General features: G+C 67.8%; 23 protein-coding genes. 9 read left to right on the top strand and 14 right to left on the bottom strand.

The window, feature by feature from the left end; translation table 11 throughout:
* The first annotated feature begins 53 nt into the window (after nt 1–53).
* A complete protein-coding gene (locus tag MSG_RS23045) occupies nt 54–899 on the top strand; it encodes an HAD-IB family hydrolase (protein WP_096443330.1) in 846 nt (281 codons plus the stop codon).
* 461 nt (nt 900–1,360) lie between these two features.
* On the opposite strand, the gene MSG_RS23055 is transcribed toward MSG_RS23045, so the two are convergent.
* The 5 genes from MSG_RS23055 to MSG_RS23075 all read right to left on the bottom strand — a co-directional run bounded on the left by MSG_RS23055 (nt 1,361) and on the right by MSG_RS23075 (nt 7,198).
* The gene (locus MSG_RS23055) at nt 1,361–2,113 is read right to left on the bottom strand and encodes an oxidoreductase (RefSeq protein ID WP_096443332.1); all 753 of its coding nucleotides are present in this window, start codon (nt 2,111–2,113) and stop codon (nt 1,361–1,363) included.
* Between the two features lie 65 nt (nt 2,114–2,178).
* Complete coding sequence (locus tag MSG_RS23060; protein ID WP_096443334.1) at nt 2,179–3,801, bottom strand: dipeptide ABC transporter ATP-binding protein; 1,623 nt, start codon at nt 3,799–3,801, stop codon at nt 2,179–2,181.
* Nucleotides 3,798–4,661 (bottom strand): ABC transporter permease, encoded by an 864-nt coding sequence (locus MSG_RS23065; protein WP_096443336.1) that lies wholly within the window; start codon nt 4,659–4,661, stop codon nt 3,798–3,800. The genes MSG_RS23060 and MSG_RS23065 overlap by 4 nt, the downstream gene beginning before the upstream one ends.
* A complete protein-coding gene (locus tag MSG_RS23070; RefSeq protein ID WP_096443338.1) occupies nt 4,654–5,580 on the bottom strand; it encodes an ABC transporter permease in 927 nt (308 codons plus the stop codon). The genes MSG_RS23065 and MSG_RS23070 overlap by 8 nt, the downstream gene beginning before the upstream one ends.
* Nucleotide 5,581: 1 nt before the next feature.
* On the bottom strand, nt 5,582–7,198 hold the full coding sequence (locus MSG_RS23075; protein WP_096443340.1) for a peptide ABC transporter substrate-binding protein: 1,617 nt from the start codon (nt 7,196–7,198) through the stop codon (nt 5,582–5,584).
* Between the two features lie 99 nt (nt 7,199–7,297).
* Here MSG_RS23075 and MSG_RS25250 point away from each other — a divergent pair, with 99 nt between their 5' ends.
* A complete protein-coding gene (locus MSG_RS25250; protein ID WP_162899269.1) occupies nt 7,298–8,104 on the top strand; it encodes an LppU/SCO3897 family protein in 807 nt (268 codons plus the stop codon).
* On the opposite strand, the gene MSG_RS23085 is transcribed toward MSG_RS25250, so the two are convergent.
* On the bottom strand, nt 8,105–8,548 hold the full coding sequence (locus tag MSG_RS23085; RefSeq protein ID WP_096444749.1) for a DUF4232 domain-containing protein: 444 nt from the start codon (nt 8,546–8,548) through the stop codon (nt 8,105–8,107). It lies immediately after the preceding gene.
* 247 nt (nt 8,549–8,795) lie between these two features.
* Between MSG_RS23085 and acs the strand changes: the two genes are divergently transcribed.
* Nucleotides 8,796–10,766 (top strand): acetate--CoA ligase, encoded by a 1,971-nt coding sequence (gene acs / locus MSG_RS23090; RefSeq protein ID WP_096443344.1) that lies wholly within the window; start codon nt 8,796–8,798, stop codon nt 10,764–10,766.
* A gap of 1 nt (nt 10,767) precedes the next feature.
* On the opposite strand, the gene MSG_RS23095 is transcribed toward acs, so the two are convergent.
* Nucleotides 10,768–11,451, bottom strand: a complete 684-nt coding sequence (locus MSG_RS23095; RefSeq protein ID WP_181159181.1) for a S1 family peptidase — start codon at nt 11,449–11,451, stop codon at nt 10,768–10,770.
* A 173-nt stretch (nt 11,452–11,624) separates the two neighbouring features.
* Here MSG_RS23095 and MSG_RS23100 point away from each other — a divergent pair, with 173 nt between their 5' ends.
* Together MSG_RS23100 and MSG_RS23105 are read left to right on the top strand one after the other, a co-directional pair.
* The gene (locus MSG_RS23100; protein ID WP_096444751.1) at nt 11,625–12,170 is read left to right on the top strand and encodes a phage holin family protein; all 546 of its coding nucleotides are present in this window, start codon (nt 11,625–11,627) and stop codon (nt 12,168–12,170) included.
* Nucleotides 12,171–13,136, top strand: a complete 966-nt coding sequence (locus tag MSG_RS23105; protein ID WP_096443346.1) for an alpha/beta fold hydrolase — start codon at nt 12,171–12,173, stop codon at nt 13,134–13,136. It begins immediately after the preceding gene.
* On the opposite strand, the gene marP is transcribed toward MSG_RS23105, so the two are convergent.
* From marP to nth, 4 genes are read right to left on the bottom strand one after another with little or no spacing between them, the layout of a single operon-like run.
* Nucleotides 13,129–14,322: an acid resistance serine protease MarP gene (gene marP / locus MSG_RS23110; RefSeq protein ID WP_096444752.1), complete on the bottom strand. Its 1,194-nt coding sequence runs from the start codon at nt 14,320–14,322 to the stop codon at nt 13,129–13,131. The two genes, MSG_RS23105 and marP, sit on opposite strands and share 8 nt — an antisense overlap.
* A 5-nt stretch (nt 14,323–14,327) precedes the next feature.
* Nucleotides 14,328–15,134 (bottom strand): NUDIX hydrolase, encoded by an 807-nt coding sequence (locus MSG_RS23115; protein WP_096443348.1) that lies wholly within the window; start codon nt 15,132–15,134, stop codon nt 14,328–14,330.
* A 55-nt stretch (nt 15,135–15,189) separates the two neighbouring features.
* Entirely contained in the window at nt 15,190–15,825 is a 636-nt protein-coding gene (locus MSG_RS23120; protein ID WP_096443350.1) for a TlpA family protein disulfide reductase, read from the bottom strand.
* Between the two features lie 16 nt (nt 15,826–15,841).
* The gene (nth, locus tag MSG_RS23125; protein WP_096443352.1) at nt 15,842–16,522 is read right to left on the bottom strand and encodes an endonuclease III; all 681 of its coding nucleotides are present in this window, start codon (nt 16,520–16,522) and stop codon (nt 15,842–15,844) included.
* A gap of 173 nt (nt 16,523–16,695) precedes the next feature.
* Between nth and MSG_RS23130 the strand changes: the two genes are divergently transcribed.
* Together MSG_RS23130 and crp are read left to right on the top strand one after the other, a co-directional pair.
* Entirely contained in the window at nt 16,696–17,094 is a 399-nt protein-coding gene (locus MSG_RS23130) for a hypothetical protein (protein WP_096443354.1), read from the top strand.
* 97 nt (nt 17,095–17,191) lie between these two features.
* Nucleotides 17,192–17,866 (top strand): cAMP-activated global transcriptional regulator CRP, encoded by a 675-nt coding sequence (gene crp / locus MSG_RS23135; protein ID WP_044508824.1) that lies wholly within the window; start codon nt 17,192–17,194, stop codon nt 17,864–17,866.
* A 19-nt stretch (nt 17,867–17,885) separates the two neighbouring features.
* On the opposite strand, the gene MSG_RS23140 is transcribed toward crp, so the two are convergent.
* From MSG_RS23140 to MSG_RS23150, 3 genes are read right to left on the bottom strand one after another with little or no spacing between them, the layout of a single operon-like run.
* Complete coding sequence (locus MSG_RS23140) at nt 17,886–18,677, bottom strand: MBL fold metallo-hydrolase (protein ID WP_096443356.1); 792 nt, start codon at nt 18,675–18,677, stop codon at nt 17,886–17,888.
* A 5-nt stretch (nt 18,678–18,682) separates the two neighbouring features.
* On the bottom strand, nt 18,683–19,138 hold the full coding sequence (locus MSG_RS23145) for a RidA family protein (protein ID WP_096443358.1): 456 nt from the start codon (nt 19,136–19,138) through the stop codon (nt 18,683–18,685).
* Nucleotides 19,139–19,150: 12 nt separating this feature from the next.
* Nucleotides 19,151–19,312 (bottom strand): DUF4177 domain-containing protein, encoded by a 162-nt coding sequence (locus MSG_RS23150; protein ID WP_096443360.1) that lies wholly within the window; start codon nt 19,310–19,312, stop codon nt 19,151–19,153.
* A gap of 56 nt (nt 19,313–19,368) precedes the next feature.
* Between MSG_RS23150 and MSG_RS23155 the strand changes: the two genes are divergently transcribed.
* On the top strand, nt 19,369–20,388 hold the full coding sequence (locus tag MSG_RS23155) for an ArsA family ATPase (RefSeq protein ID WP_096443362.1): 1,020 nt from the start codon (nt 19,369–19,371) through the stop codon (nt 20,386–20,388).
* Complete coding sequence (locus MSG_RS23160) at nt 20,385–21,536, top strand: ArsA family ATPase (protein WP_096443364.1); 1,152 nt, start codon at nt 20,385–20,387, stop codon at nt 21,534–21,536. The genes MSG_RS23155 and MSG_RS23160 overlap by 4 nt, the downstream gene beginning before the upstream one ends.
* The last annotated feature ends 299 nt before the right edge of the window (nt 21,537–21,835 follow it).

A 21,835-nucleotide genomic window follows, 5' to 3' on the forward strand; every position in this document is an offset into this window, starting at 1 on the left:
CGTTTTGGGGGCGACATCCCGGCCTCGTCGCCCTGCCGACCTATGCTAGATCGGTGACCGTCTTCGACTCGGCCGCGCGGCAGCAAGCTTCGCCGGCCGCTGGTTCCAATGCCCGCACCGCGGCCTTTTTCGACCTGGACAAGACGATCATCGCCAAGTCCAGCACCCTTGCCTTCAGCAAACCGTTCTTCAACGAGGGATTGCTGAATCGGCGCGCCGTGCTCAAGTCGAGCTATGCCCAATTCATCTTTCTGCTCTCCGGTGCCGATCATGACCAGATGGACCGGATGCGAACCCACATGACCAACATGTGCACCGGTTGGGACGTCGCCCAGGTGAAGTCGATCGTCAACGAAACGCTGCACGACATCGTGACGCCGCTGGTGTTCGCCGAGGCCGCTGATCTCATCGCCGCGCACAAATTGTGCGGCCGCGACGTCGTGGTGGTCTCGGCATCCGGCGAAGAGATCGTGGCGCCGATCGCGCGGGCGCTCGGCGCCACGCACGCGATGGCGACCCGCATGGTCGTCGAGGAAGGAAAGTACACCGGAGAAGTCGCGTTCTATTGCTACGGCGAGGGCAAGGTCCAAGCGATCCGCGAACTGGCAACGCGCGAGGGTTATCCACTCGAGCACTGTTATGCCTACTCCGACTCGATCACCGACCTGCCGATGCTCGAGGCGGTCGGCCACCCCAGCGTGGTCAACCCGGACCGGGGCCTGCGACGGGAGGCGACCGACCGCGGCTGGCCGGTGCTGAGCTTCTCCCGGCCGGTGTCGCTGCGGGACCGTATCCCTGCCCCGTCGGGCGCCGCGATCGCCACGACCGCCGCGGTGGGCGTCAGCGCGCTGGCGGCGGGCGCGGTGACCTATTCGTTGCTGCGCCGGTTCACGTTCTGATCCAATCCCGCTGGCAGCAAACAACTTAAGCGCGATTGCGACGCCGGTTCGCAAAATTCGCAGATTTGGGCCTTGCTGCGCTAAGGCTCCAGGAGTACAAATGAAACCACGGCAGCCCGGTTAGGCCTAGGTCGATCCGGAAGAGAAGGGTCGGTCTCCCGAACCGGGCACCCAGCACGGTACCCGGCACCCACGCGGAGTCACAGCCGCGAAGATGGCAGAGGTGTTGCGGGCCTGCGTAATTGCGAAGATCAAATGGTGTCGACGGCTCTTTGGGTGGAGCTGCAGCCGGAAGGTCGCAAGATCGCCGAGGCCAACCCACGCAGCCCACAGTTGCACGCTTGGTAACCGAGTTCCGTGCTAGCGGGCGGCGGACCGAAGAAATTCGGGACGCCGCCCGCTCTACACGTTTCAGCCGCCGCTCTTACTTGTTGCGCCGGCTAATTATTCTGTTGTGCCGGCTAATTATTCGACTGGGCCGCGGCGATCGACAAGGCCTCCTGTGCCCCCTCCTGCATCGCCCGGCAGCACAGCACCAGCCAGGCCGCCAGGCCCTTCGGCGTGCCATCGGCGAATCCGGCCGCGGCGGCGCGGTAGTCCGCCGGTTTGCGCATCCAGCTCACCTCGGGAACCCCCAGCCCGTGCGGATCCAGCCCGCCGGCGATCGTCACCAACCGCGACACGCCGCGCGCCACCACGCCGTCGGCGCTGCCAAACGGCTTGAGCGTCAGCAGTTCTCCGTGCGCGACAGCGGCAACCACCGGCGCCGGTGCGGCCGTACGGCCGGTGACCAGTTGGGCGAGCAGCTCCAGCCGCGGCCCCAGCTGCGCATCGGCGCGGGGACGTCCCAGGCGATCGTCGCCGACCTGGTCGGCCGCCGCCAGCATGTGCAACCGGGCCAGCGCCTGCAACGGCGCCCGTTGCCAAATGCCGACCAGGGCACCTCCGCCGCCCTCCAGCGCCTGGGAAACCCGCAGTGCCCCGCCGAACACCGGATCGCTCACCGGGTCCGCCAGGTCTTCGAGCCGCGCCGGGCCGCCGTCGAGCACCGAGGAAGCCCGCGCCGCCCGCCACGCGGCCTCGGCCGCCGACGCCGGCCAGCCCCGCAGATTCGCCCGGTGCCGATGCGCCCGGCCGAGGGCCTCGCGGGCCGCATCGCTTGCCGCGGCGACACCGGGCAACTCGAGCAGCGGAGCCAGGGGGTCACCAGTCACAGGTTGCCAACCTAATCGACGGTCGCGACCCGCCGCGCCCGACTCCGCCGCGCTTGCGATCGCTCCTATCGGGGCGGCGCAGGCGCACCGGGAATGGCCTCCAGCAACTGGCGGGTGTACTCGTGCCCGGGCCGGGCGAACAGGTCCTCGGTGCCGGCCTGCTCGACGACCCGACCGGCCCGCATCACCAGAACCTCGTCCGCGATCTGCCGGATCACCGCCAGGTCGTGGCTGATGAACAGGTAGGTCAGCCCCAGCTCGGTCTGCAACTCGGCCAGCAGGTCCAGGATCTGCGCCTGCACCAGGACGTCGAGCGCCGACACCGCCTCGTCGCAGACCAGCACCTCCGGCCGCAGTGCCAGCGCCCGTGCGATGGCGACGCGTTGCCGTTGACCGCCCGACAGCTCGCGGGGCAGCCGGCCCAGCACCGACGCCGGCAATGCGACCTGATCCACTAGCTCGCGCACCGCCCGCTCACGGTGCCTGCGATCGCCGACTCGATGGATCCGCAGCGGTTCCTCGACGGCCCGGAACACCGAGTACATCGGGTCCAGGCTGCTGTAGGGATTCTGGAAGACCGGCTGCACCCGGCGCCGAAACGCCATCGCCTGATCGGCGTCCATTGCCGCGACATCCTGGGTGCCGTCGAAAAGCACTGTGCCCGAAGAGGGTCGGAGCAGGCCGAGCACCATGCGCGCGACCGTCGATTTACCCGAGCCCGACTCCCCCACGATCGCCAAAGTGCTGGCCCGGTGCAGCCGGAACGACACGGCGTCGACGGCGCGAAACTCCGTACGCCGCCACGGCGTGGCACCTGGCTCGGAGTAGACCTTGGTCAGCTGGGTGGCGACGAGGATATCGTCCCGGGCGGCCGCGGGTCCGCGAGTCCGCGGCGCGGCCAGCGACGGGGCGGCCGCCACCAGCTTGCGGGTGTATTCGTGCTGCGGCTCCCGCAGGATCGACTGCGCCGCACCCGCTTCCACCACCGCCCCGCGATGCACAACCACCACGGACTCGGCGCGTTCGGCGGCCAGCGCCAAATCGTGGGTGATCAGCAGCAGCGCGATCCCCCTCTCCTCGGTGAGCCGCTGCAGGTGGTCGAGCACCTGGCGCTGCACGGTCACGTCCAACGCCGAGGTCGGCTCGTCGGCGATCAGCAACTGCGGACACCCGGCCAGCCCGATCGCGATCAGCGCGCGTTGACACATGCCGCCGGACAGCTGGTGCGGGTACTTCCCGGCCTGCTTGGCTGGATCGGGCATCCCCGCCTCGGCGAGCAGTTCCACCGCCCGTCGACGCGCCGAGCGGCCGGCGGTGTTGGCGCGCAGCGCTTCGCGGACTTGAAAGCCGACCTTCCAGACCGGGTTGAGGTTGGTCATCGGGTCCTGTGGCACGTACCCGATGCGGCGCCCCCGGATCGACCGCAGTACGCGTCGATCGGCCTTCCGGCCCGCCGAGGCGAGATCGAGCCCGTCAAAGATGATGCGCCCGGCGGTGATTCGGCCGCCGGGCGGTAACAGGCCGAGGATGGCGGCGGCCGTGGTGGATTTCCCGGATCCCGACTCGCCGACGATGGCGACCGTCTGACCGCGCCGGACGCTCAGCTCCACACCGCGAACCGCGGGGGCCTGGTCGCCGAAGGTGACCTCGAGCCCTTCGACCGAGAGCAGGGGCGGCGGTGCGTTCATGCCCGCCGCGCCCGGGATGCCGGATCCAGGGCGTCGCGCAACGCGTCGCCCATCATCATGAAGGCCAGCACTGTGATCGCCAGCGCGCCGGCGGGGTAGAACAAGATCGGCGAGCCGGCTCGCAACCGCGTCTGCGCGAGGTTGATGTCGCCACCCCAGGACACCACCGTGGGCGGCAACCCCACCCCGAGGTAGGACAGCGTGGCCTCGGTGACGATGAACGCGCCCAGCGCGATGGTGGCGATCGCTATCACCGGCCCCAGGGCGTTGGGCAACGCGTGCCGCAGCAGGATCTGAAAGCGGCTCAGGCCCAATGCTTTAGCGGCAAGTACATAGTCGCTGGCTCGCACCTCGAGCACTGCGCCGCGCGCAATCCTGGCGATCTGCGGCCAGCCGAACAGGGCCAGGACGGCGATCACCGTCCACACGGTGCGGTGGCGGGTAACCTGCATGAGCACGATGACGGCCAACAGCAGCGGGATTCCGAAGAACACATCGGTGACGCGCGAGACGAGCGCATCAAGCCACCCACCGTAGAAGCCGGCCAGCGCTCCCAGCGTGCCGCCGACGAGGAACACCGCCAAGGTGGCGCCCAACCCGACGGTCACCGAGGCCCGTGCGCCGTAAATGGTGCGTGCGTAGATGTCGTGCCCCTGCAGGTCGGTGCCGAACCAGTGCGCCGCCGACGGGCTCAGCATGCTCTGGCCGGGGTCGGCATAGCTCGGATCGGCCCCGGTGAACAACGCCGGGAACAGCGCCACGACAACGACGAGGAGGATCAGCGCGGCGGCGATGACGAACTTCGGGCGCCGGTGCAGCTTGCGCCAGGCCTCGCCCCAGAAGCCGGAGTGTTCAGCCATATCGGATCCGCGGGTCCAGGGCGGCATAGAGCAGGTCGACCATCAGGTTGGCGATCAGATAGATCATCACGAGCACCGTCACGATCGAGACCACCGTCGGCGCCTCCTGCCGGGTGACGGCCTGGTACAGCACGCCGCCGACGCCGTGGATGTTGAAGATGCCCTCGGTCACAATGGCTCCGCCCATCAGCGCGCCGAGATCGGCGCCGAGGAACGTCACCACCGGGATCAACGAGTTACGCAGAATGTGCACGCAGACAACCCGCGGGCGGGACAGGCCCTTCGCGGTGGCGGTGCGGACGTAGTCGGCGTGCGAGTTGGCGGCCACCGCCGATCGGGTCAACCGCACCACGTAGGCGAACGAGATAGCACCCAACACCGCGCCGGGCAGCAACAGCCGCGCGAAGCTCGCCCGCTCACCCACGGTGACCGGCGCGATGCCCAGCCGGATGCCGAATACGAACTGCGCCAGGAAACCGAGCACGAATATCGGGATCGCGATGATGAGCAGACCGGTGATCAACACCGTCGCATCGAATAGGCCGCCCGCACGCAGCCCGGCGATCACCCCGAATCCGATGCCCAGCACCGCCTCCACCGCCAGCGCGATCAGCGACATGCGTAACGTCACCGGAAAGGCTTGTGCCAGAACGTCTCTGACCGGCAGACCGGAATACGCCCGGCCCAGGTCGCCATGCAGAACTCCACCCAGATAGCGCAGGTACTGCACCAGGAACGGATCGTCCAGGTGGTAGCGGGCCCGCAACTGCGCGGCCACCGCCGCCGTCAGCGGACGGTCGCCGGCCATCGCCGCCAGCGGATCGCCCGGCAGCAGGAACACCATCGCGTAGATCAGCAGGGTGGCGCCCAGGAAGATGGGCACCATGCCGGCGGCCCGGCGCGCGATATACCAACCCATTTCAGGCCTTGGCGATGTTCTCGTAGTCGGGCATGCCGTTCCAGGTGACGTGCACGTTGCTCACGTGCGTGGACCATCCGACCACACTGATGTAGTACCACAGCGGCACGGCCGGCATGTCGTGCAACAGGATTCGCTGGGCGACGTTGACCAACAGATCTGCCTCGTGCAGGTCGGGCGCAGCCTCGGCCGTCGCCAACGCCGCGTCGAACTCCGGGTTGGAGTAGCCGACGTCGTTGGAGCCGGCCCCGGTGGCATATAGCGGCGCGAGGAATTCGATCATCGACGGGTAGTCGCCAATCCAGCCGGCGCGGAAGGCGGTGTCGATGGTGCGGCTGGTGATCTGTGTCCGAAAGCCGGCGAAGGTCGGTTGCGGCGCGCCCACCGCATCGATGCCCAGCACGTTCTTGATGCTGTTGGCCACGGCGTCCACCCACTCCTGGTGACCGCTGTCGGCGTTGTAGGCGATTGCGTAGCGCCCGCGCCACGGCGCGATCACGTTGGCCTGCGCCCACAATTGCCTGGCCCGATCGGGATTGAAATTTAATGCCTCATTGCCCGGAATGTGCGGATCGAAGCCGGGCAGCGACGATGCCGTGAAATCTATTGCTGGACTCCGGGTTTCGTTGAATATCTGCTTGCAGATCTGCGGACGGTTGATGGCGGCGGACAACGCCAACCGGCGGAGCCGGCCCTCCTCGCCCCCGAAATGCGGCAGCCGCAGCGGCGTGTCGAGCGACTGGCTGACCGCGACCGGCCCGCTGGCCGCGTTGTCGCCGAGGTCACGCTTGTAGATCGTCAGTGCGCTCGACGGAATGGTGTCCAGCACATCGAGATTGCCGGACAGCAGATCGGCGTAGGCAGTGTCCAGGTTGGCGTAGAACTCGAACCGTAAGCCCTTGTTGTGCGGTTTGCGGTTGCCGTGATAGCCGGGGTTGGGTTTCAGGTCGATCTTGACATTATGTTCCCAGGCCGGCGCGTCGGGACCGTCGGCCAGCTGATAGGGACCGTTGCCGACCGGGTTGCGACCGAACGCCGCCATATCGCGAAATGCGTTGGCCGGCATGGGATAGAATGCGGTGTGGCCCAGGCGCAGAGCGAAGTCGACGGTGGGTGCTCGCAGGCGCACGGTGAACTCGAGGTCGTTGACGACACGTAGCCCGGACATGGTGGTCCGCGTCGGGGCGGGTCCGGCGACGTCGTCGAAGCCGTCAATCGGGCTGAAGAAGTCTTGCTGCAGTTGGGCATTGGTGCTCAGCGCTCCGTAGTTCCACGCGTCGACGAACGAGTGAGCCGTGACCGCCGAACCGTCGGTGAACGTCCAGCCCGGTTTGAGGACGATCCGGTAGTTGACGTTGTCGGTGGTCTGCACCGACTGCGCGACCTCCGGTGCCGGCTTGCCGGCGGCGTCGTAGGACACCAGGCCGGCGAACAACCGGTCGAGGATCCGGCCGCCCAGGCTGTCGTTGGTGCCGGTGGGAATCAACGGGTTGGGCGGCTCGCCGCCGTTGACCACCACCACGTCGGGGCTGAGCATCCCGCCGCCACACCCGGCCAGCGCCGGCACCGCGAGCACGACGGCGGCCAGCGATGCGCGCGCGGCCCGCATCCAACGCATGACAGCGACCTTAGGGCCTGCGCGCGCACCGACCGCGCAGGGCCGCTGCGCGGCGCGGGTGAAGTGCGCCGGCAGGCGGCTGCGACCTAGGATTTCGCCATGGGGGTTACGGTTCTCGCTGCGGGCGATGCCGGTTACGTGGCCGGCGAGTTGGCCTTCGACTTCGGCGTTCCACTGATCGGGTTGGTCTGCCTGATCATCGGTGTGTGGGGTCGCGCACGCAACCGTCGCCAACCGCGGCTGGCCTACCCACCGCCGGGACCGCCGCCGTGGGGGTACCCGGGCGCCGGATACCCGGGGCCCGGGTACCCGCCTCGGCCGTACCCCGGGTATCCGCCCTATCCGCCACCGCCGCGCCCTACTGGCAATTCGGGCACCGCGCTCATCATCATCGGGGCGGTGTTGCTGACGTTCGGAATCGTCGGCAACGTCGTCCGAGTAGCCGGGGACATGGCCGGCAAGTCGCTCCGCGGCGCGACGGACACCTCGATACAGGTGGGCGAGTGCATCACCCAAAAGGACTATGCCGCACAGTTGTTCAGCTCACGGCCGGCAAACGACTGCGGCAACCCGGCAAACGTCGATGAACTCGCGTACAAAGGCGGTGCTTCGGCGACGTGCCCGGACGGCAAGCGCGAGCACTCCACCTATGACCACTATTCCGACGGCTCCACCATCCTGTGTTTTTCGCTCAACCTCAAACAGGGCCAGTGCTACAGGTTGGAGGGCGACATCCAAAGTCCGCGAGTGCGCCTGGCCGACTGCAATGACGTCGCGCCCGGGCTGATCAAAGTCGTCCAGCGCATCGACGGGAGCACGGACAAGACGCGGTGCCCGGCGGAGACCAGCGGGGGCAGCTATCCCACTCCCCCGGTCGTTTACTGCTTGGCGAAGGTCAGCCCCTAGCTATTGCACGACGGTGATGGGGTGCACCTGCAGTGTGCAGGCGTCGATGTCGGCGGGCACGGTCAACACCACGTTGGTGTCGGGCGGATTGACGCGCAGCTCGGTGTAGGTGGGGCACGGGTTACCGCCGGCGTCGGTCGCCATGCCCTCCACGACGGCCTGCCCCTGCGACGAAATCGACAGGGTGACCACCGGCGGGGATTCGACGCCATTCGGCAATCCCCCCAGGTAGCCGCGCAGCGAGGGCTTGGCCTGAATATCCGGCCCGCCTGCCCCGGATTGAACGACGGGATAACCGGCGAGCGTGCACGGGTCCGCGCCGCCGGCGAGGCTGAACGTGAGCGTCACTGCCCGGTGCCCCACCGCCGCCTGCGTCGGCGATGCGCTGACGGCGACCTGCTCGCCCCGGCACGGCGTGGCCTGGTCGCCCGTCTCAATCGGCATGGCCCGGGCATGCGGTCCGAACATCGAGCCGACGGCGGCGTAACTCGTTGCGACAGCGGCAAAGCTGAGGAGCAGTCGGCGGGGCCCCGGCCCCTGACGTACCGGCACATCGGCAGTATGCGCCACGGCCGCATAATTTGGAGCCGGATTGCGACGCATGGGCGAAGCGGTCAGGGCTAGGCTCACAGACGGTTGACGAGCGAGAACACCCGTCAAGCGGCAGAGCCTCGACCTAGGAGAGAAGCCAGTGACCGCCACCCACACCGAAGGCCCGTCGTCCCATCCAGCCTCGTATCCGCCTCCCGCGGACTTCGCCGAGCACGCCAACGCCCGCGAGGACGTCTACAGCGAAGCCGAGCGGGATTGGCTGGCCTTCTGGGCCAAGCAGGCCAATCGCCTGTCCTGGGCGACGCCGTTCACCGAGGTGCTGGACTGGTCGGAGGCGCCCTTCGCGAAGTGGTTCGCGGACGGCAAGCTCAACGTCGCCTACAACTGCGTCGATCGCCACGTCGAGGCCGGCCTCGGGGACCGAGTCGCCATTCACTGGGAGGGCGAACCCGGCGACAGCCGCGACCTGACCTACTCCGATCTGCAGGTCGAGGTGTCCAAGGCGGCCAACGCGCTGACCGAGCTCGGTCTGGTGGCCGGCGACCGCGCCGCCATCTATCTGCCGCTGATCCCGGAAGCCGTGATCGCGATGCTGGCCTGCGCGCGGCTGGGCGTCATGCATAGCGTCGTCTTCGCCGGCTTCACCGCCAAGGCGCTGCGCGCCCGCATCGCCGACGCCCAGGCCAAGGTGCTGATCACCGCCGACGGCCAGTTCCGGCGCGGTAAGCCCGCGCCCCTGAAGGACGGGGCCGACGAGGCAGTGGCGCCGGGACCCGACGGCCCCAGCCCGGTCGAGAAGGTTCTGGTGGTACGCCGCACCGGAATTGATGTGTCGTGGGACGACGACCGGGACGTCTGGTGGCATGAGGCCGTGGATCCCGCCTCGCCCGAGCACACCCCGCAGCCCTTCGACGCGGAGCAGCCGTTGTTCCTGCTGTACACCTCGGGCACCACCGGCAAGCCCAAGGGCATCGTGCACACCAGTGGCGGTTACCTGACCCAATGCTCCTACACCGCGCACACCGTCTTCGACTACAAGCCGGACAGCGACGTGTTCTGGTGCACCGCCGACATCGGCTGGGTCACCGGCCATACCTACGGCGTCTACGGCCCGCTGTCCAACGGGATCACCGAGGTCCTCTACGAGGGCACGCCCGACTCGCCCACCCAGCACCGGCATTTCGAGATCATCGAAAAGCATGGCGTGACAATCTATTACACCGCGCCCACCCTGATCCGGACGTTCATGAAGTGGGGCCGGGAGATCCCCGACGCCCACGATCTGTCCAGCCTGCGGCTGCTGGGCTCGGTCGGTGAGCCGATCAATCCGGAGGCGTGGCGCTGGTACCGCAACGTGATCGGCGCCGACCGACTCCCGATCATCGACACCTGGTGGCAGACCGAGACCGGATCGGCGATGATCTCGCCGCTGCCCGGGGTTGCCGCCGCCAAACCGGGTTCGGCGATGCGACCACTGCCTGGCATCTCGGCCAAGATCGTCGATGACCACGGCGACGAACTGGTGCCGGGCATCCACAAGGGTGAGCACGTCAGCGGCTATCTGGTTCTGGACCGACCCTGGCCGTCGATGCTGCGCGGCATCTGGGGTGATCCGGAGCGATACGTCGAGACCTACTGGTCCCGGTTCGCCGAGCAGGGCTGGTATTTCGCCGGCGACAGTGCCTACTACGACCGCGACGGCGCCATCTGGGTGGTGGGCCGCATCGACGACGTGATGAACGTGTCCGGTCACCGGCTCTCCAGCGCCGAGCTGGAGTCGGCGCTGGTCGGCCATTACGGGGTGGCCGAGGCCGCGGTGGTTGCGAAGAGCGACGAGACCACGGGCCAAGCCGTCTGCGCGTTCGTCGTCCTATGCGCCGACTACGAGGTGCACGACGGGGTCGTCGACGAGCTGCGCGCCGAGGTGGCGCGCGAGATTTCCCCCATCGCCAAGCCGCGTGAGATCCACGTGGTTCCGGAGCTACCCAAGACGCGCAGCGGCAAGATCATGCGCCGGCTGCTGCGCGACATCGCCGAAAAGCGGGACTTGGGTGACACCTCGACGCTGCTGGATCCCGGGGTGTTCGACGCGATTCGGACCGCGAGATAGCTCAGACCGGTATCGGGACGAATCCCGCACCGGGCCGGTGCTTGGCGTTGATGTCGGCCAGGACCGCGTTGAACGACATCACCACCGCCGGAGTGTGCAGCGGAATGTACTTGATGATGCAGGTCGGCAGGTTGTCGCTGAACGCGCCGTGGATCATCCCGACCAGCAGATTGTCGACCGTCACCGGTCCCCCGGAGTCGCCGGGACGGCCACACACCTGCATGACGATGGTTCCCGGGTCCTGGCCGGGCCCCCAGGTGACCCCGCACGAGTTGCCCGTGGTGCGGCCCTGCTTGCAGGCGATCTGGCCGAACACCGGTTCGGGACCGACGCCGTTGATCACGAAGCCGTTGTAGTTGGCCACCGGCGCCACCTTGGCGGGATCGAATTTGATCACCGCGTAGTCGAGTGCGTCGTTGCCGGCGACCATGACGCCCAGGACACCTCGACCTTCGGCGGCCTCGGCGGCGACCTGCGCGCCCGGCCCGCCGCAGTGCGCGGAGGTGAATCCGATCAGCTCGCCCGCGGCATCGCCGCCGATGGTCGTCAGCGTGCACATCGTGTCCCCGTTGATGACGATGCCGGCCCCGCCGCCCATCGGGATCCGGTCGTCGGCAACGGCCCTGCCCGGGATGCCGTGCAGGACCAACAGCACGGCCACGAACCAGCGATGCGCCTTCCGCAAAGCGAAACTCCTGTCCGCTGGCCGAATGTCGAGGCAGCTGCGCCAGTCTAGATGATCATCGGAGCCGGTCCCGTGCTGTGCAAACGGGGTCGCCGGTGAAACGGCTGGCCTCGTCTGGCACCGCGGCGCATGGCAACATGAACCGCGACGACAGCGAACCGAGAGGACCGTCTGTGAGCAAGCCCGACCGCACCAACGGTGTGCCCAGCACGCTGACCACGATTCCGTTGACCGACCCGCACGCCGGGGCCGCCGAGCCGTCGATCGGTGATCTGATCAAGGACGCGACCACCCAGGCGTCCACCCTGGTGCGCGCCGAGGTCGAGCTGGCCCGCGCCGAGATCGTCCGCGACATCAAGAAGGGGCTCACCGGCAGCGTGTTCTTCATCGCGGCTCTGGTGGTGCTGTTCTACTCCACCTTCTTTTTCTTCTTCTTCCTCGCCGAGCTACTGGACAACTGGCTGTGGCGCTGGGTGGCCTTCCTGATCGTGTTCGCGATCATGGTCGTCGTGGGGGCGGTGCTGGGGCTGCTGGGCTATCTGAAGGTCCGCCGGATCCGGGGACCACGCGACACCATCGAGTCGGTCAAGGAGACCCGCACCGCGCTCACCCCGGGCCACGACAAGGCCGCGCCTGCCAAGCTCCCCGCGCCGCACGGCAGGCACGAGAAGCCCGACAGCGGCCCCGACGCTCCCGCCGCAGACCCCTCGGGGTGGTAGATGTCGGCGCCCGATCCGTCGGCGATCCGCATCGACGGGCCGTGGCGGCATCTGGACGTGCACGCCAACGGTATCCGCTTCCATGTCGTCGAGGCGCTGCCGGCTGACCACGACGCCACCACCCCGGCCACGTCGCGGCCCCTGGTCATCCTGCTGCACGGGTTCGGGTCCTTCTGGTGGTCCTGGCGTCATCAGCTGCGCGGTCTGACCGGTGCGCGTGTGGTCGCGGTCGACCTGCGTGGCTACGGCGGTAGTGACAAGCCGCCCCGCGGTTACGACGCTTGGACTATGGCCGGTGATGCCGCCGGACTCATTCGCGCACTTGGTCATTCGTCCGCGACCCTAGTCGGTCACGCCGACGGCGGCTTGGCTTGCTGGACCGCGGCGCTGCTGCACTCTCGGCTGGTGCGCGGCATCGCGCTGGTCAGCTCACCGCACCCGGCCGCGCTGCGCCGCTCCGCGCTGACCCGCCGCGACCAGGGTTACGCGCTGTTGTCGACCCTGCTGCGCTATCAGCTGCCACTGTGGCCCGAACGCGTGCTGACCCGCGACAACGCGGCCGAGATCGAGCGCCTGGTCAGCAGCCGAAGCTGTGCTAAATGGGTTGCTTCCGAAGACTTTTCGCAGACCGTCGGCTACCTGCGGACCGCAATTCAGATCCCCGGCGCCGCGCACAGTGCGCTGGAGTATCAGCGCTGGGCAGTGCGCAGCCAACTGCGGGCCGAAGGCCATCGGTACATCAAATCGATGGCACAGCAGCTCGGTATGCCACTGCTGCACCTGCGCGGCGACGCGGATCCCTATGTGCTGGCCGACCCGGTCGACCACAGCCAGCGCTACGCGCCCCAGGGGCGGTACCTATCCATCGCCGGTGCAGGACATTTCAGCCATGAAGAGGCGCCCGACGAGGTGAACAAGCACCTGATGCGGTTCCTCGAACAGGTGCACGGGCCGCGGGTCAGCTGACGCAGACGCCCGTCGCCACCTGTTGCGTGTCACCGATTCTGGAGAGCTGACCGGCCACCTCGTCGGCGGTCAACACGAAACCGGTGTCGGGGTCGTCCACGGCAGCGCCGAAGACCACGCCAAGCACATGACCGCTCATGTCGATCAGCGGACCACCCGAATTGCCCTGCTCCACATTGGCTCTGATGGTGTACACGTCGCGGGTGACCGGTGTCGGATCCCGGTAGATATCGGGACCGCTGAGCTTGATGGCCTCGCGGATGCGGGCCGGGGTCGCGGTGAAATTGCCGCCGCCCGGGTAGCCAAGCACCACGACGTTGGCACCGGTCTTCGCCTCGTTCTCGGCGAAGGCCAGCGGCTGCGGCGGCAGGTTCGGCACGGACAGGATCGCGATGTCGACAGACGGGTCGTAGGACACCACCGTCGCGTCCAGCGGGCTGCCGCTGGCGTAGATCTGCACGCTGCTGGACCCGGCCACCACATGCGCGTTGGTCATCACCCGATCGGGCGCGATCACAAACCCGCTGCCCTCCAACACTTTCTGGCAGCTGGGAGCGACGCTGCGCACCTTGACGACGCTGGGGGCGACGGAGGTGACGACGGGATTGTTGGCCAGGGCCGGATCCGGTGAGGCGACCGGGATCACCGGGGTGCGGCTGAAGGGTTCCAGCACCGCGGGCAGTCCGGAGGTGTTCAGCAGCGCCGAGAGTCGCTTGGGCACCGTCTTGAGCCACGGCGGGGCCACCTCGTTGACCCGGGCCAGCACCCGCGAACCCCGCACTGCCGCAGCAAGTTCGGGCTGATCCTTGGACTGGGTCAGCGGTGTGGCGAGCAGCCACGCCGCGGTCAGCACCACGACCAGCTGAACGCCCACGCCGATCACCGAGTCGACCGTGCGGATGACGCGGCTGTGGATCGCGCCGCGCACGGCCCGTCCCAGCACCACGCCGGCGACCTCGCCGACGACGACGAGCGCCAGGATCAAAAACAGCGCGGTGAACAGCTTGGCGCGCGGGGCGGCGATGTGGCTCACGATGTGCGGCGCCAGCAGCACGCCCGCGATCGCGCCGAGCAGCACCCCGACAAACGAGAACAGCGAACCCATTGCGCCCGAGCGCCAACCGGAGATGGCCGCGATGAAGGCGACGGCCAGCACCGCCACGTCCAGCCACTGCGACGGCGTCATCGAATTCATCGCGCGCCGCCGTGATCGCCGACCAGCTGCATGGCCTCGTCCAGCTCACGCAGGTCGTCGGTGTCCCAGGGCTGCGCCCAGCCCGCGACGTCGAGAACGGCCGAGATCACCTGGCCAGTGAATCCCCACACCAGCATCTGATTCAGCAGGAACGCCGGGCCGGCCCAGCGATGGCCGAGATCGCCGCGATACACCATCAGCCGATTGTCCGGATTGACGAAGGCGCGCACGGGAACCCGCGAGACGATCGCCGTCTCGGCCTCGTTGACGACGGACACCGGCCCGGGATCGGGCGAATACGCCAGCACCGGGACGACCTCGAACTGCGACGGCGCGATGAAGGTTCGCTCCATGGTGACCAGGGGATGCAGCCGGTCGACGTCGATTCCGGTCTCTTCGTTGGCTTCCCGCAGCGCGGTGGCGACGGGCCCGTCGTCGCCCGGGTCGGCTGCCCCGCCGGGGAACGCCGCCTGGCCCGCGTGGTGCCGTAGCGACGACGCACGCACGGTGAGCAGCAGGTCGGCCTCGTCGGGAACGCCGCCGCCGGCCGGTCCGGACTCCGGGCCCGAAAACAACACCAGCACAGCGGCCTCACGCTGGTTGCCGGCAGGCGAGGAGGCCGTGGTCCTGGCCGCGGTCACCATCTCCCACACGTCCGGCGGCAGCCGGCGGCGCAGCGCTTCGGGGATCTGTCCGACGTTGTCCACCAGCGGGCGCAGCCAGGACGGGCAGTCGTCTGTCAGAGGAACCCGCGCGCGGGTGGGGGTCCCTCCCGCGTGCGGGGACGTACCCCCAGCACTCACCGGCGCCTCCTTGTCGGCTTCACCTGACCAGCCTGTCCCGGGCCGCCGAGCTCGCTCAAAAGTCATGTCCGACCGCCGCCGCGATCTCGTCGGCAGTCGCGAAATCCCGCAGCAGCGTCTGCGCAACGCTACCGTCCGACCGCAGCACCACCGTCGCGGGCACCACATTTACGACCCGCAATGCGGCCGCGATCGAGCGCCGACCGTCCTGCAGGGTGGGCAGCCGAACTCCCAGCTCGGCCAGCCGCAGCAACGCTGCCGTCTCGTTCTCGTCTTGGTGCACCGTCACCACCACGACGTCGGAACCGACCCGCCGCTGATACTCCGCCATCGCGGGCAGTTCGGCTGCGCACGGCGCGCACCAATAGGCCCACAGATTCAGCACCACGCGCCGCCCGGCCAGCGCGCGCGCCACGTCGACGGTCGATCCGTCGGCGGCGCATTCGGCACTGACCCCGCGCAGCGCCGCGGGCCCGGCATCGGTCCGGGCGGCCGGGCACGGCGCCAGGTTCGCGCGGGCCCGCGCTCCGGCAAGCGCGGCGGGGGTGTCGGCGTCGCGGTGTTCCCGGTCGGCCGTTGGCCGCGAGCCGTCGGCCGGCTGACCGCTGTCGCGCAATTGGATCGCCAGCGCCGCGATCAGCGCTGCCACCACCGCCAGGATCGCGACAGTCCACCGGGTTCTGGAAGTCACCCTCGGCGGCCCAGCGTTACAGCCCGACCAAAGCGAGTAGGTGCTCGGCTTCGGGTCCCTGCACCAGCGGCGCGGCCAGCAGCGGATCGGTGGGTCCCAGGCCGTACGACGGGCAGTCCTTGGCCAGCAGGCAGACCCCGCACGCGGGCTTGCGGGAGTGACACACCCGGCGTCCGTGGAAGATGACCCGGTGGCTGAGCAGGGTCCATTCCTTGCGCTCGATCAGCTCGCCAACCGCGTGTTCCACCTTGACCGGGTCCTCTTCGGTCGTCCATCCCCACCTGCGAACCAGTCGCCCAAAGTGGGTGTCGACGGTGATTCCGGGGACACCGAAGGCGTTGCCCAAGATGACGTTCGCGGTCTTGCGGCCCACCCCGGGCAGCGTCACGAGATCGGTCATGCCCGCGGGCACCTCGCCGTCGAACCGTTCGACCAGGGCTTGTCCCAGCCCGATGAGCGAGGCCGCCTTGTTACGAAAGAAGCCGGTGGGACGGATGAGTTCTTCCAGTTCGGACCGATCCGCCTGCGCGTAATCCACCGCCGACCGATATCGCGCGAACAGCGCCGGCGTCGTCAGGTTCACCCGCTTGTCGGTGCTCTGCGCCGACAAAATGGTGGCGACCGTCAGCTCCAGCGGGGTGGTGAAATCCAGCTCGCAGTGGGCGTCCGGAAAAGCCTGCGCGAGTACGCGATTCATCCGGCGCGCCCGGCGCACCAAACCGACGCGAGTTTCTTTGGAGAAACGCCGGGCAATCGCGGGATCGGGCGTGGTCGACGTTGTTTTCGAGCGTCCAGACGCCTTTGCCGCTGTCACCTACGACAGAGTACTGATTTCGTGATCTGGCTGAGACCCGGTGTTGATCGAAGACCATGTTTACTCTCCTTGTGTCATGGTTGCTGGTGGCCTGCATCCCAGGGCTGCTCATGCTGGCGGCGCTCGGCCTGGGCAGGCTCGAAACCGAGCTCGCCCGTGAGTCGGTCACGGCTGCGGATGTCGACGAGTTTCTCGAGCACGCGCAGGCTGTCGATGTGCGCACACTGGCCCGAGAGGGCATCACGGAAGCGCTGGAATACCTGCATCAACGCGAGGCGCAGCAGCTCGCCGCCGCCGCGGTGTCCAGGGCGCTGACGGGGCGCCATCACGCCGAGTCGATGTTTGCCATCGACTTGACCGACCCCTACACGGGCAGATTAATGCCGGCGCGAATACACGCGCATTCGTCCGCCAAACGGCAATATGGGGCGACTAGACACGTCAATCGTGTGTAGCGTTGGCACGTTGGACAAGATTGGCTTGCCTCTATACTCAACAACGGCTCAGGGGTTGGCCCGCCATATCACATCATTGGAAAGCTGAAGGGGCAACGTGGACGAGATCCTGGCCAGGGCCGGAATCTTCCAGGGGGTTGAACCCGGCGCAGTCGCAGCACTGACCAAGCAGCTACAACCCGTCGATTTCCCCCGGGGGCACACCGTTTTCGCGGAAGGGGAGCCGGGCGACCGGCTGTACATCATTGTTTCGGGCAAGGTGAAAATCGGTCGGCGCTCACCCGATGGCCGGGAGAACCTGCTGACGATCATGGGCCCGTCGGACATGTTCGGTGAGCTGTCGATCTTCGATCCGGGCCCGCGGACATCCAGTGCCACCACCATCACCGAGGTGCGGGCGGTGTCGATGGACCGCGACGCGCTGCGGGCGTGGATCGCAGATCGTCCCGAGATCGCCGAGCAGTTGCTCCGAGTGCTCGCCCGGCGGCTGCGGCGGACCAACAACAACTTGGCGGACCTCATCTTCACCGACGTGCCCGGCCGGGTGGCCAAGCAGCTGCTACAGCTCGCCCAGCGCTTCGGCACCCAGGAGGGGGGCGCCATGCGCGTCACCCATGACCTGACCCAGGAGGAAATCGCCCAGCTGGTGGGCGCCTCACGGGAAACGGTGAACAAGGCGCTGGCCGATTTCGCCCATCGCGGCTGGATCCGTCTGGAGGGCAAGAGCGTCCTGATCTCGGACTCCGAGCGGCTGGCTCGCCGGGCGCGGTAGCCCTTCGCTGCGAGGCCAATCAGCCGCGCAGGAAGTCCAATTGCACTTGGACCGACCATTCGGCCGCATCCCAGAGCTTCTCGTCGACGTCGACGTAGACGTGTTCGACGATCTGGCGGGCGCTGACCTCCTCGCCCAACTCCCGCAGCGCGCCACGCACCTGCTCCAGCCGCTCGTGCCGGTGCACGAGATAACCTTGCGCGACGCTCTGCAGATCGGCGAGGTCCGGTCCGTGTCCCGGCAACACGGCCCGGCGGCCCAGGCCGCGCAGCCGCCGCAGGGATTCCAGGTAGGCCGGCAGGCTGCCGTCCTCCTTGTCGAGGACGGCAGTGCCGCGCCCCAGCACCGTGTCCGCGGTCAGCACAGCGTCGTCGAGCAGAAACGACAGCGAATCCGCGGTGTGGCCGGGCGTCGCCATCACCTTGATCTTCAACCCGGCGGCGTCGATCACCTCGCCGTCGACCAGGTGGCCGCCGAGGCCGCGCAGAAAACCACTGCCGGCCGAGCGCACGGTCGCCCCGGTGAGCTCGACCAGCTTGTCGATGCCATCGGTGTGGTCGCTGTGCCGGTGGCTGATCAGCACCAACACGATGCGGCCGAGCGCGGCAACCCGGGCGATGTGTTCGTCGTCCTCCGGCCCCGGATCGACGATCACCAGCTCGTCGCTGCGCGGGCCGCGCAGCACCCAGGTGTTGGTGCCCTCCAGGGTCAGCAACCCCGGATTGTCAGCCAGCAGGACCGAGGCCGTGTCGGTTACCGCCCGCAACCTGCCGTATGCGGGATGGCTCGGCGACTCGGCGGCTTCGGTCACGGACGTCAGCCGATCTCCACGATCAGCTCGACCTCCACCGGAGCGTCCAGTGGCAGTTCGGCAACCCCGACGGCCGAGCGGGCGTGGCTACCGGCATCGCCGAACACCTCGGCGAGCAGGTCAGAGGCACCGTTGATGACGCCCGGCTGCCCGGTGAATCCGGGTGCCGAGGCGACGAATCCGACGACCTTGACCACCTGCGTCACCGAGTCGATGCCGACCAGCGAATGCACTGCCGCCAACGCGTTCAGCGCGCACAGGCGCGCCAGCGCCTTGCCATCCTCGGGGCTGACCTCGGCGCCGACCTTGCCGGTGCCCGCCAGCTTGCCGCTCTGCATCGGCAGCTGCCCCGCCGTGTAGACCAGGTTGCCGGTGCGCTGTGCCGGCAGATACGAGGCGAGTGGCGGAACCACGTCGGGAAGTTGGACACCGAGCTGGGCAAGCCGCTCTGACGCGGTCATGAGTCCGTCCTCTTACTTGGGGCGCTTGAGGTAGGCCACGTGTTGTTCGCCGGTGGGCCCGGGCAGCACCGCGACCAGTTCCCAGCCGTCCTCGCCCCACTGGTCGAGGATCTGCTTGGTGGCATGCGTCAGCAGGGGGACCGTGGCGTACTCCCACGCGGTCGGTTGGCTCATACCGCGAGCTTATCGGGCCCGGTGGCCACCCGAAGGCCTCGGGCTAGCATGCGGAGGTGGCAAACACATCGAGCGGCGGCAGCCTGGTCGGCTGGCCCGCACGCCTGTCGAAGGCCCGACTGCATTTCGTCAGTGGCAAAGGCGGCACCGGTAAGTCGACGATCGCGGCCGCGCTGGCGCTGACCCTGGCCGCCGGCGGACGCAAGGTCCTTCTCGTGGAAGTCGAGGGCCGCCAGGGGATTGCGCAACTGTTCGACGTTCCGCCGCTGCCTTACGAAGAGGTCAAGATCGCGACGGCCGAGCGAGGCGGCCAGGTCAATGCGCTGGCTATCGACATCGAGGCCGCGTTTCTGGAATACCTCGACATGTTCTACAACCTCGGTATCGCCGGGCGCGCGATGCGCCGCATCGGCGCGGTCGAGTTCGCCACGACGATAGCCCCCGGCCTGCGCGACGTGTTGCTCACCGGCAAGATCAAAGAAGCGGTGGTGCGGGTCGACAAGAACAGGCTTCCGGTCTACGACGCGGTGGTCGTCGACTCCCCACCGACGGGCCGCATCTCGCGCTTCCTGGACACCACGAAGGCGGTGTCCGACTTGGCCAAGGGTGGGCCGGTGCACTCGCAGGCCGACGGCGTGGTGAAGTTGCTGCACTCCGACCAGACCGCCATCCACCTGGTGACGTTGTTGGAGACGCTGCCGGTGCAGGAAACCATGGAAGCCATCGAGGAACTCTCCGAGCTGGAGCTGCCGATCGGCAGCGTGATCGTCAATCGCAACATCCCGTCGTACCTGGAGCCCGGCGACCTGGCGAAGGCCGCCGAGGGCGATGTCGACGCAGACTCGGTGCGGGCCGGGTTGAAGATGGCCGGCATCGAGCTCGACGACACCGATTTCGCCGGGTTGCTCACCGAGACCATCCAGCACGCGACGCGAATCGCCGCCCGCGCCGAGACCGCCCAACAACTCGACGCGCTGCGGGTGCCGCGACTTGAGCTGCCCGCCATCTCCGACGGCGTCGATCTGGGCAGCCTCTACGAACTTTCGGAATCGCTTGCGCAGCAAGGAGTTCGATGAGCACAAAGCCCAAAACCCTTGACATGGCCACAATCTTGGCCGATACAGCCAACCGGGTTGTGGTGTGTTGCGGTGCCGGCGGCGTCGGTAAGACCACCACCGCGGCCGCGATGGCGCTGCGCGCAGCCGAATATGGCCGCACGGTCTGCGTTTTGACGATCGACCCGGCCAAGCGATTGGCTCAGGCGCTGGGAGTCAACGACCTCGGCAACACCCCACAGCGGGTCCCGCTGGCGCCCGAGGTGCCCGGCGAGTTGCACGCCATGATGCTCGACATGCGCCGCACCTTCGACGAGATGGTGATGCAGTACTCCGGCGCGGATCGGGCCGAAGCGCTGCTGAACAACCAATTCTACCAAACCGTCGCCACGTCGCTAGCCGGCACTCAGGAGTACATGGCGATGGAGAAACTCGGCCAATTGCTGAGCCAGGACCGCTGGGACCTCATCGTGGTGGACACCCCTCCGTCGCGCAATGCGCTGGACTTCCTGGATGCGCCAAAACGGTTGGGCAGCTTCATGGACAGCCGGCTGTGGCGGCTCCTGCTGGCACCAGGCCGTGGCATCGGTCGGTTAGTCACCGGCGCAATGGGTTTGGCGATGAAGGCACTGTCAACCATCATGGGTTCCCAATTGCTCAGCGACATCGGATCTTTCGTGCAGTCATTGGAAGCAACCTTCGGCGGCTGGCGCGAGAAGGCCGATCGCACCTATTCGCTGCTGAAGCGGCGCGGCACTCAATTCGTGGTGGTGTCGGCGGCCGAACCCGACGCCCTGCGCGAGGCCTCCTTCTTCGTCGACCGGCTGTCGCAGGAGAGCATGCCGCTGGCGGGGCTCATCCTGAACCGCACGCACCCCATGTTGTGCGCGCTGCCCGTCGAGCGGGCAATTGACGGAAGCGAAACTTTAGATGCTGGACCGGATTCCGACGCCGCCTCGCTCGCCGCAGCGGTGCTGCAGATTCACGCCGACCGCGCCCAGACCGCCAAGCGCGAGGTCCGGCTGCTATCGCGATTCACCGGGGCCAACCCGAATGTGCCGATCATCGGCGTACCGTCGCTACCCTTCGACGTCTCCGACCTGGACGCCTTGCGGGCGCTGGCCGACCAGATCACGCCGGTCGTCGATGCGCCCCTCGCGGGCGACTGAGCGCAGTCCAGTTAGTTCCGCCGGCGACAACCGCGACCTGCGAAAAGGCCTCTGAGCAGCTACTCAGCCGCTCGTTGTGGGCTTCGCGATGCCGCGGATCAGGGTGCAGAAAGGAAAAATTCCCGGGTAACGTATCGGCACCTGGGCGCGAAACCTCCTGCAGTACAACACAGTCGGGCTCTGGACGCCTTATTGGACACCACTATGATTGGCGCCGGCCGATGCCGTCTGTAACAGATTCGTAATGACGAACGGCGCCTGCCCTGGACCCTCAGGCGCGCGAAGGATCTACCGCCAAA

The sequence above is a fragment of the Mycobacterium shigaense genome (assembly GCF_002356315.1).
GTDB lineage: Bacteria > Actinomycetota > Actinomycetes > Mycobacteriales > Mycobacteriaceae > Mycobacterium > Mycobacterium shigaense.

Bases quoted from the DNA above. Each gene is read 5' to 3' on its own strand.
- MSG_RS23060 (WP_096443334.1), bottom strand. From the start codon at position 3,801: ATGAACGCACCGCCGCCCCTGCTCTCGGTCGAAGGGCTCGAGGTCACC.
- MSG_RS23085 (WP_096444749.1), bottom strand. From the start codon at position 8,548: ATGCCGATTGAGACGGGCGACCAGGCCACGCCGTGCCGGGGCGAGCAG.
- nth (WP_096443352.1), bottom strand. From the start codon at position 16,522: ATGAATCGCGTACTCGCGCAGGCTTTTCCGGACGCCCACTGCGAGCTG.
- MSG_RS23065 (WP_096443336.1), bottom strand. From the start codon at position 4,661: ATGGCTGAACACTCCGGCTTCTGGGGCGAGGCCTGGCGCAAGCTGCAC.
- MSG_RS23150 (WP_096443360.1), bottom strand. From the start codon at position 19,312: ATGAGCCAACCGACCGCGTGGGAGTACGCCACGGTCCCCCTGCTGACG.
- MSG_RS23160 (WP_096443364.1), top strand. From the start codon at position 20,385: ATGAGCACAAAGCCCAAAACCCTTGACATGGCCACAATCTTGGCCGAT.
- MSG_RS23105 (WP_096443346.1), top strand. From the start codon at position 12,171: ATGTCGGCGCCCGATCCGTCGGCGATCCGCATCGACGGGCCGTGGCGG.
- MSG_RS25250 (WP_162899269.1), top strand. From the start codon at position 7,298: ATGGGGGTTACGGTTCTCGCTGCGGGCGATGCCGGTTACGTGGCCGGC.
- MSG_RS23075 (WP_096443340.1), bottom strand. From the start codon at position 7,198: ATGCGTTGGATGCGGGCCGCGCGCGCATCGCTGGCCGCCGTCGTGCTC.
- marP (WP_096444752.1), bottom strand. From the start codon at position 14,322: ATGACGCCGTCGCAGTGGCTGGACGTGGCGGTGCTGGCCGTCGCCTTC.
- MSG_RS23130 (WP_096443354.1), top strand. From the start codon at position 16,696: ATGTTTACTCTCCTTGTGTCATGGTTGCTGGTGGCCTGCATCCCAGGG.
- MSG_RS23070 (WP_096443338.1), bottom strand. From the start codon at position 5,580: ATGGGTTGGTATATCGCGCGCCGGGCCGCCGGCATGGTGCCCATCTTC.
- MSG_RS23145 (WP_096443358.1), bottom strand. From the start codon at position 19,138: ATGACCGCGTCAGAGCGGCTTGCCCAGCTCGGTGTCCAACTTCCCGAC.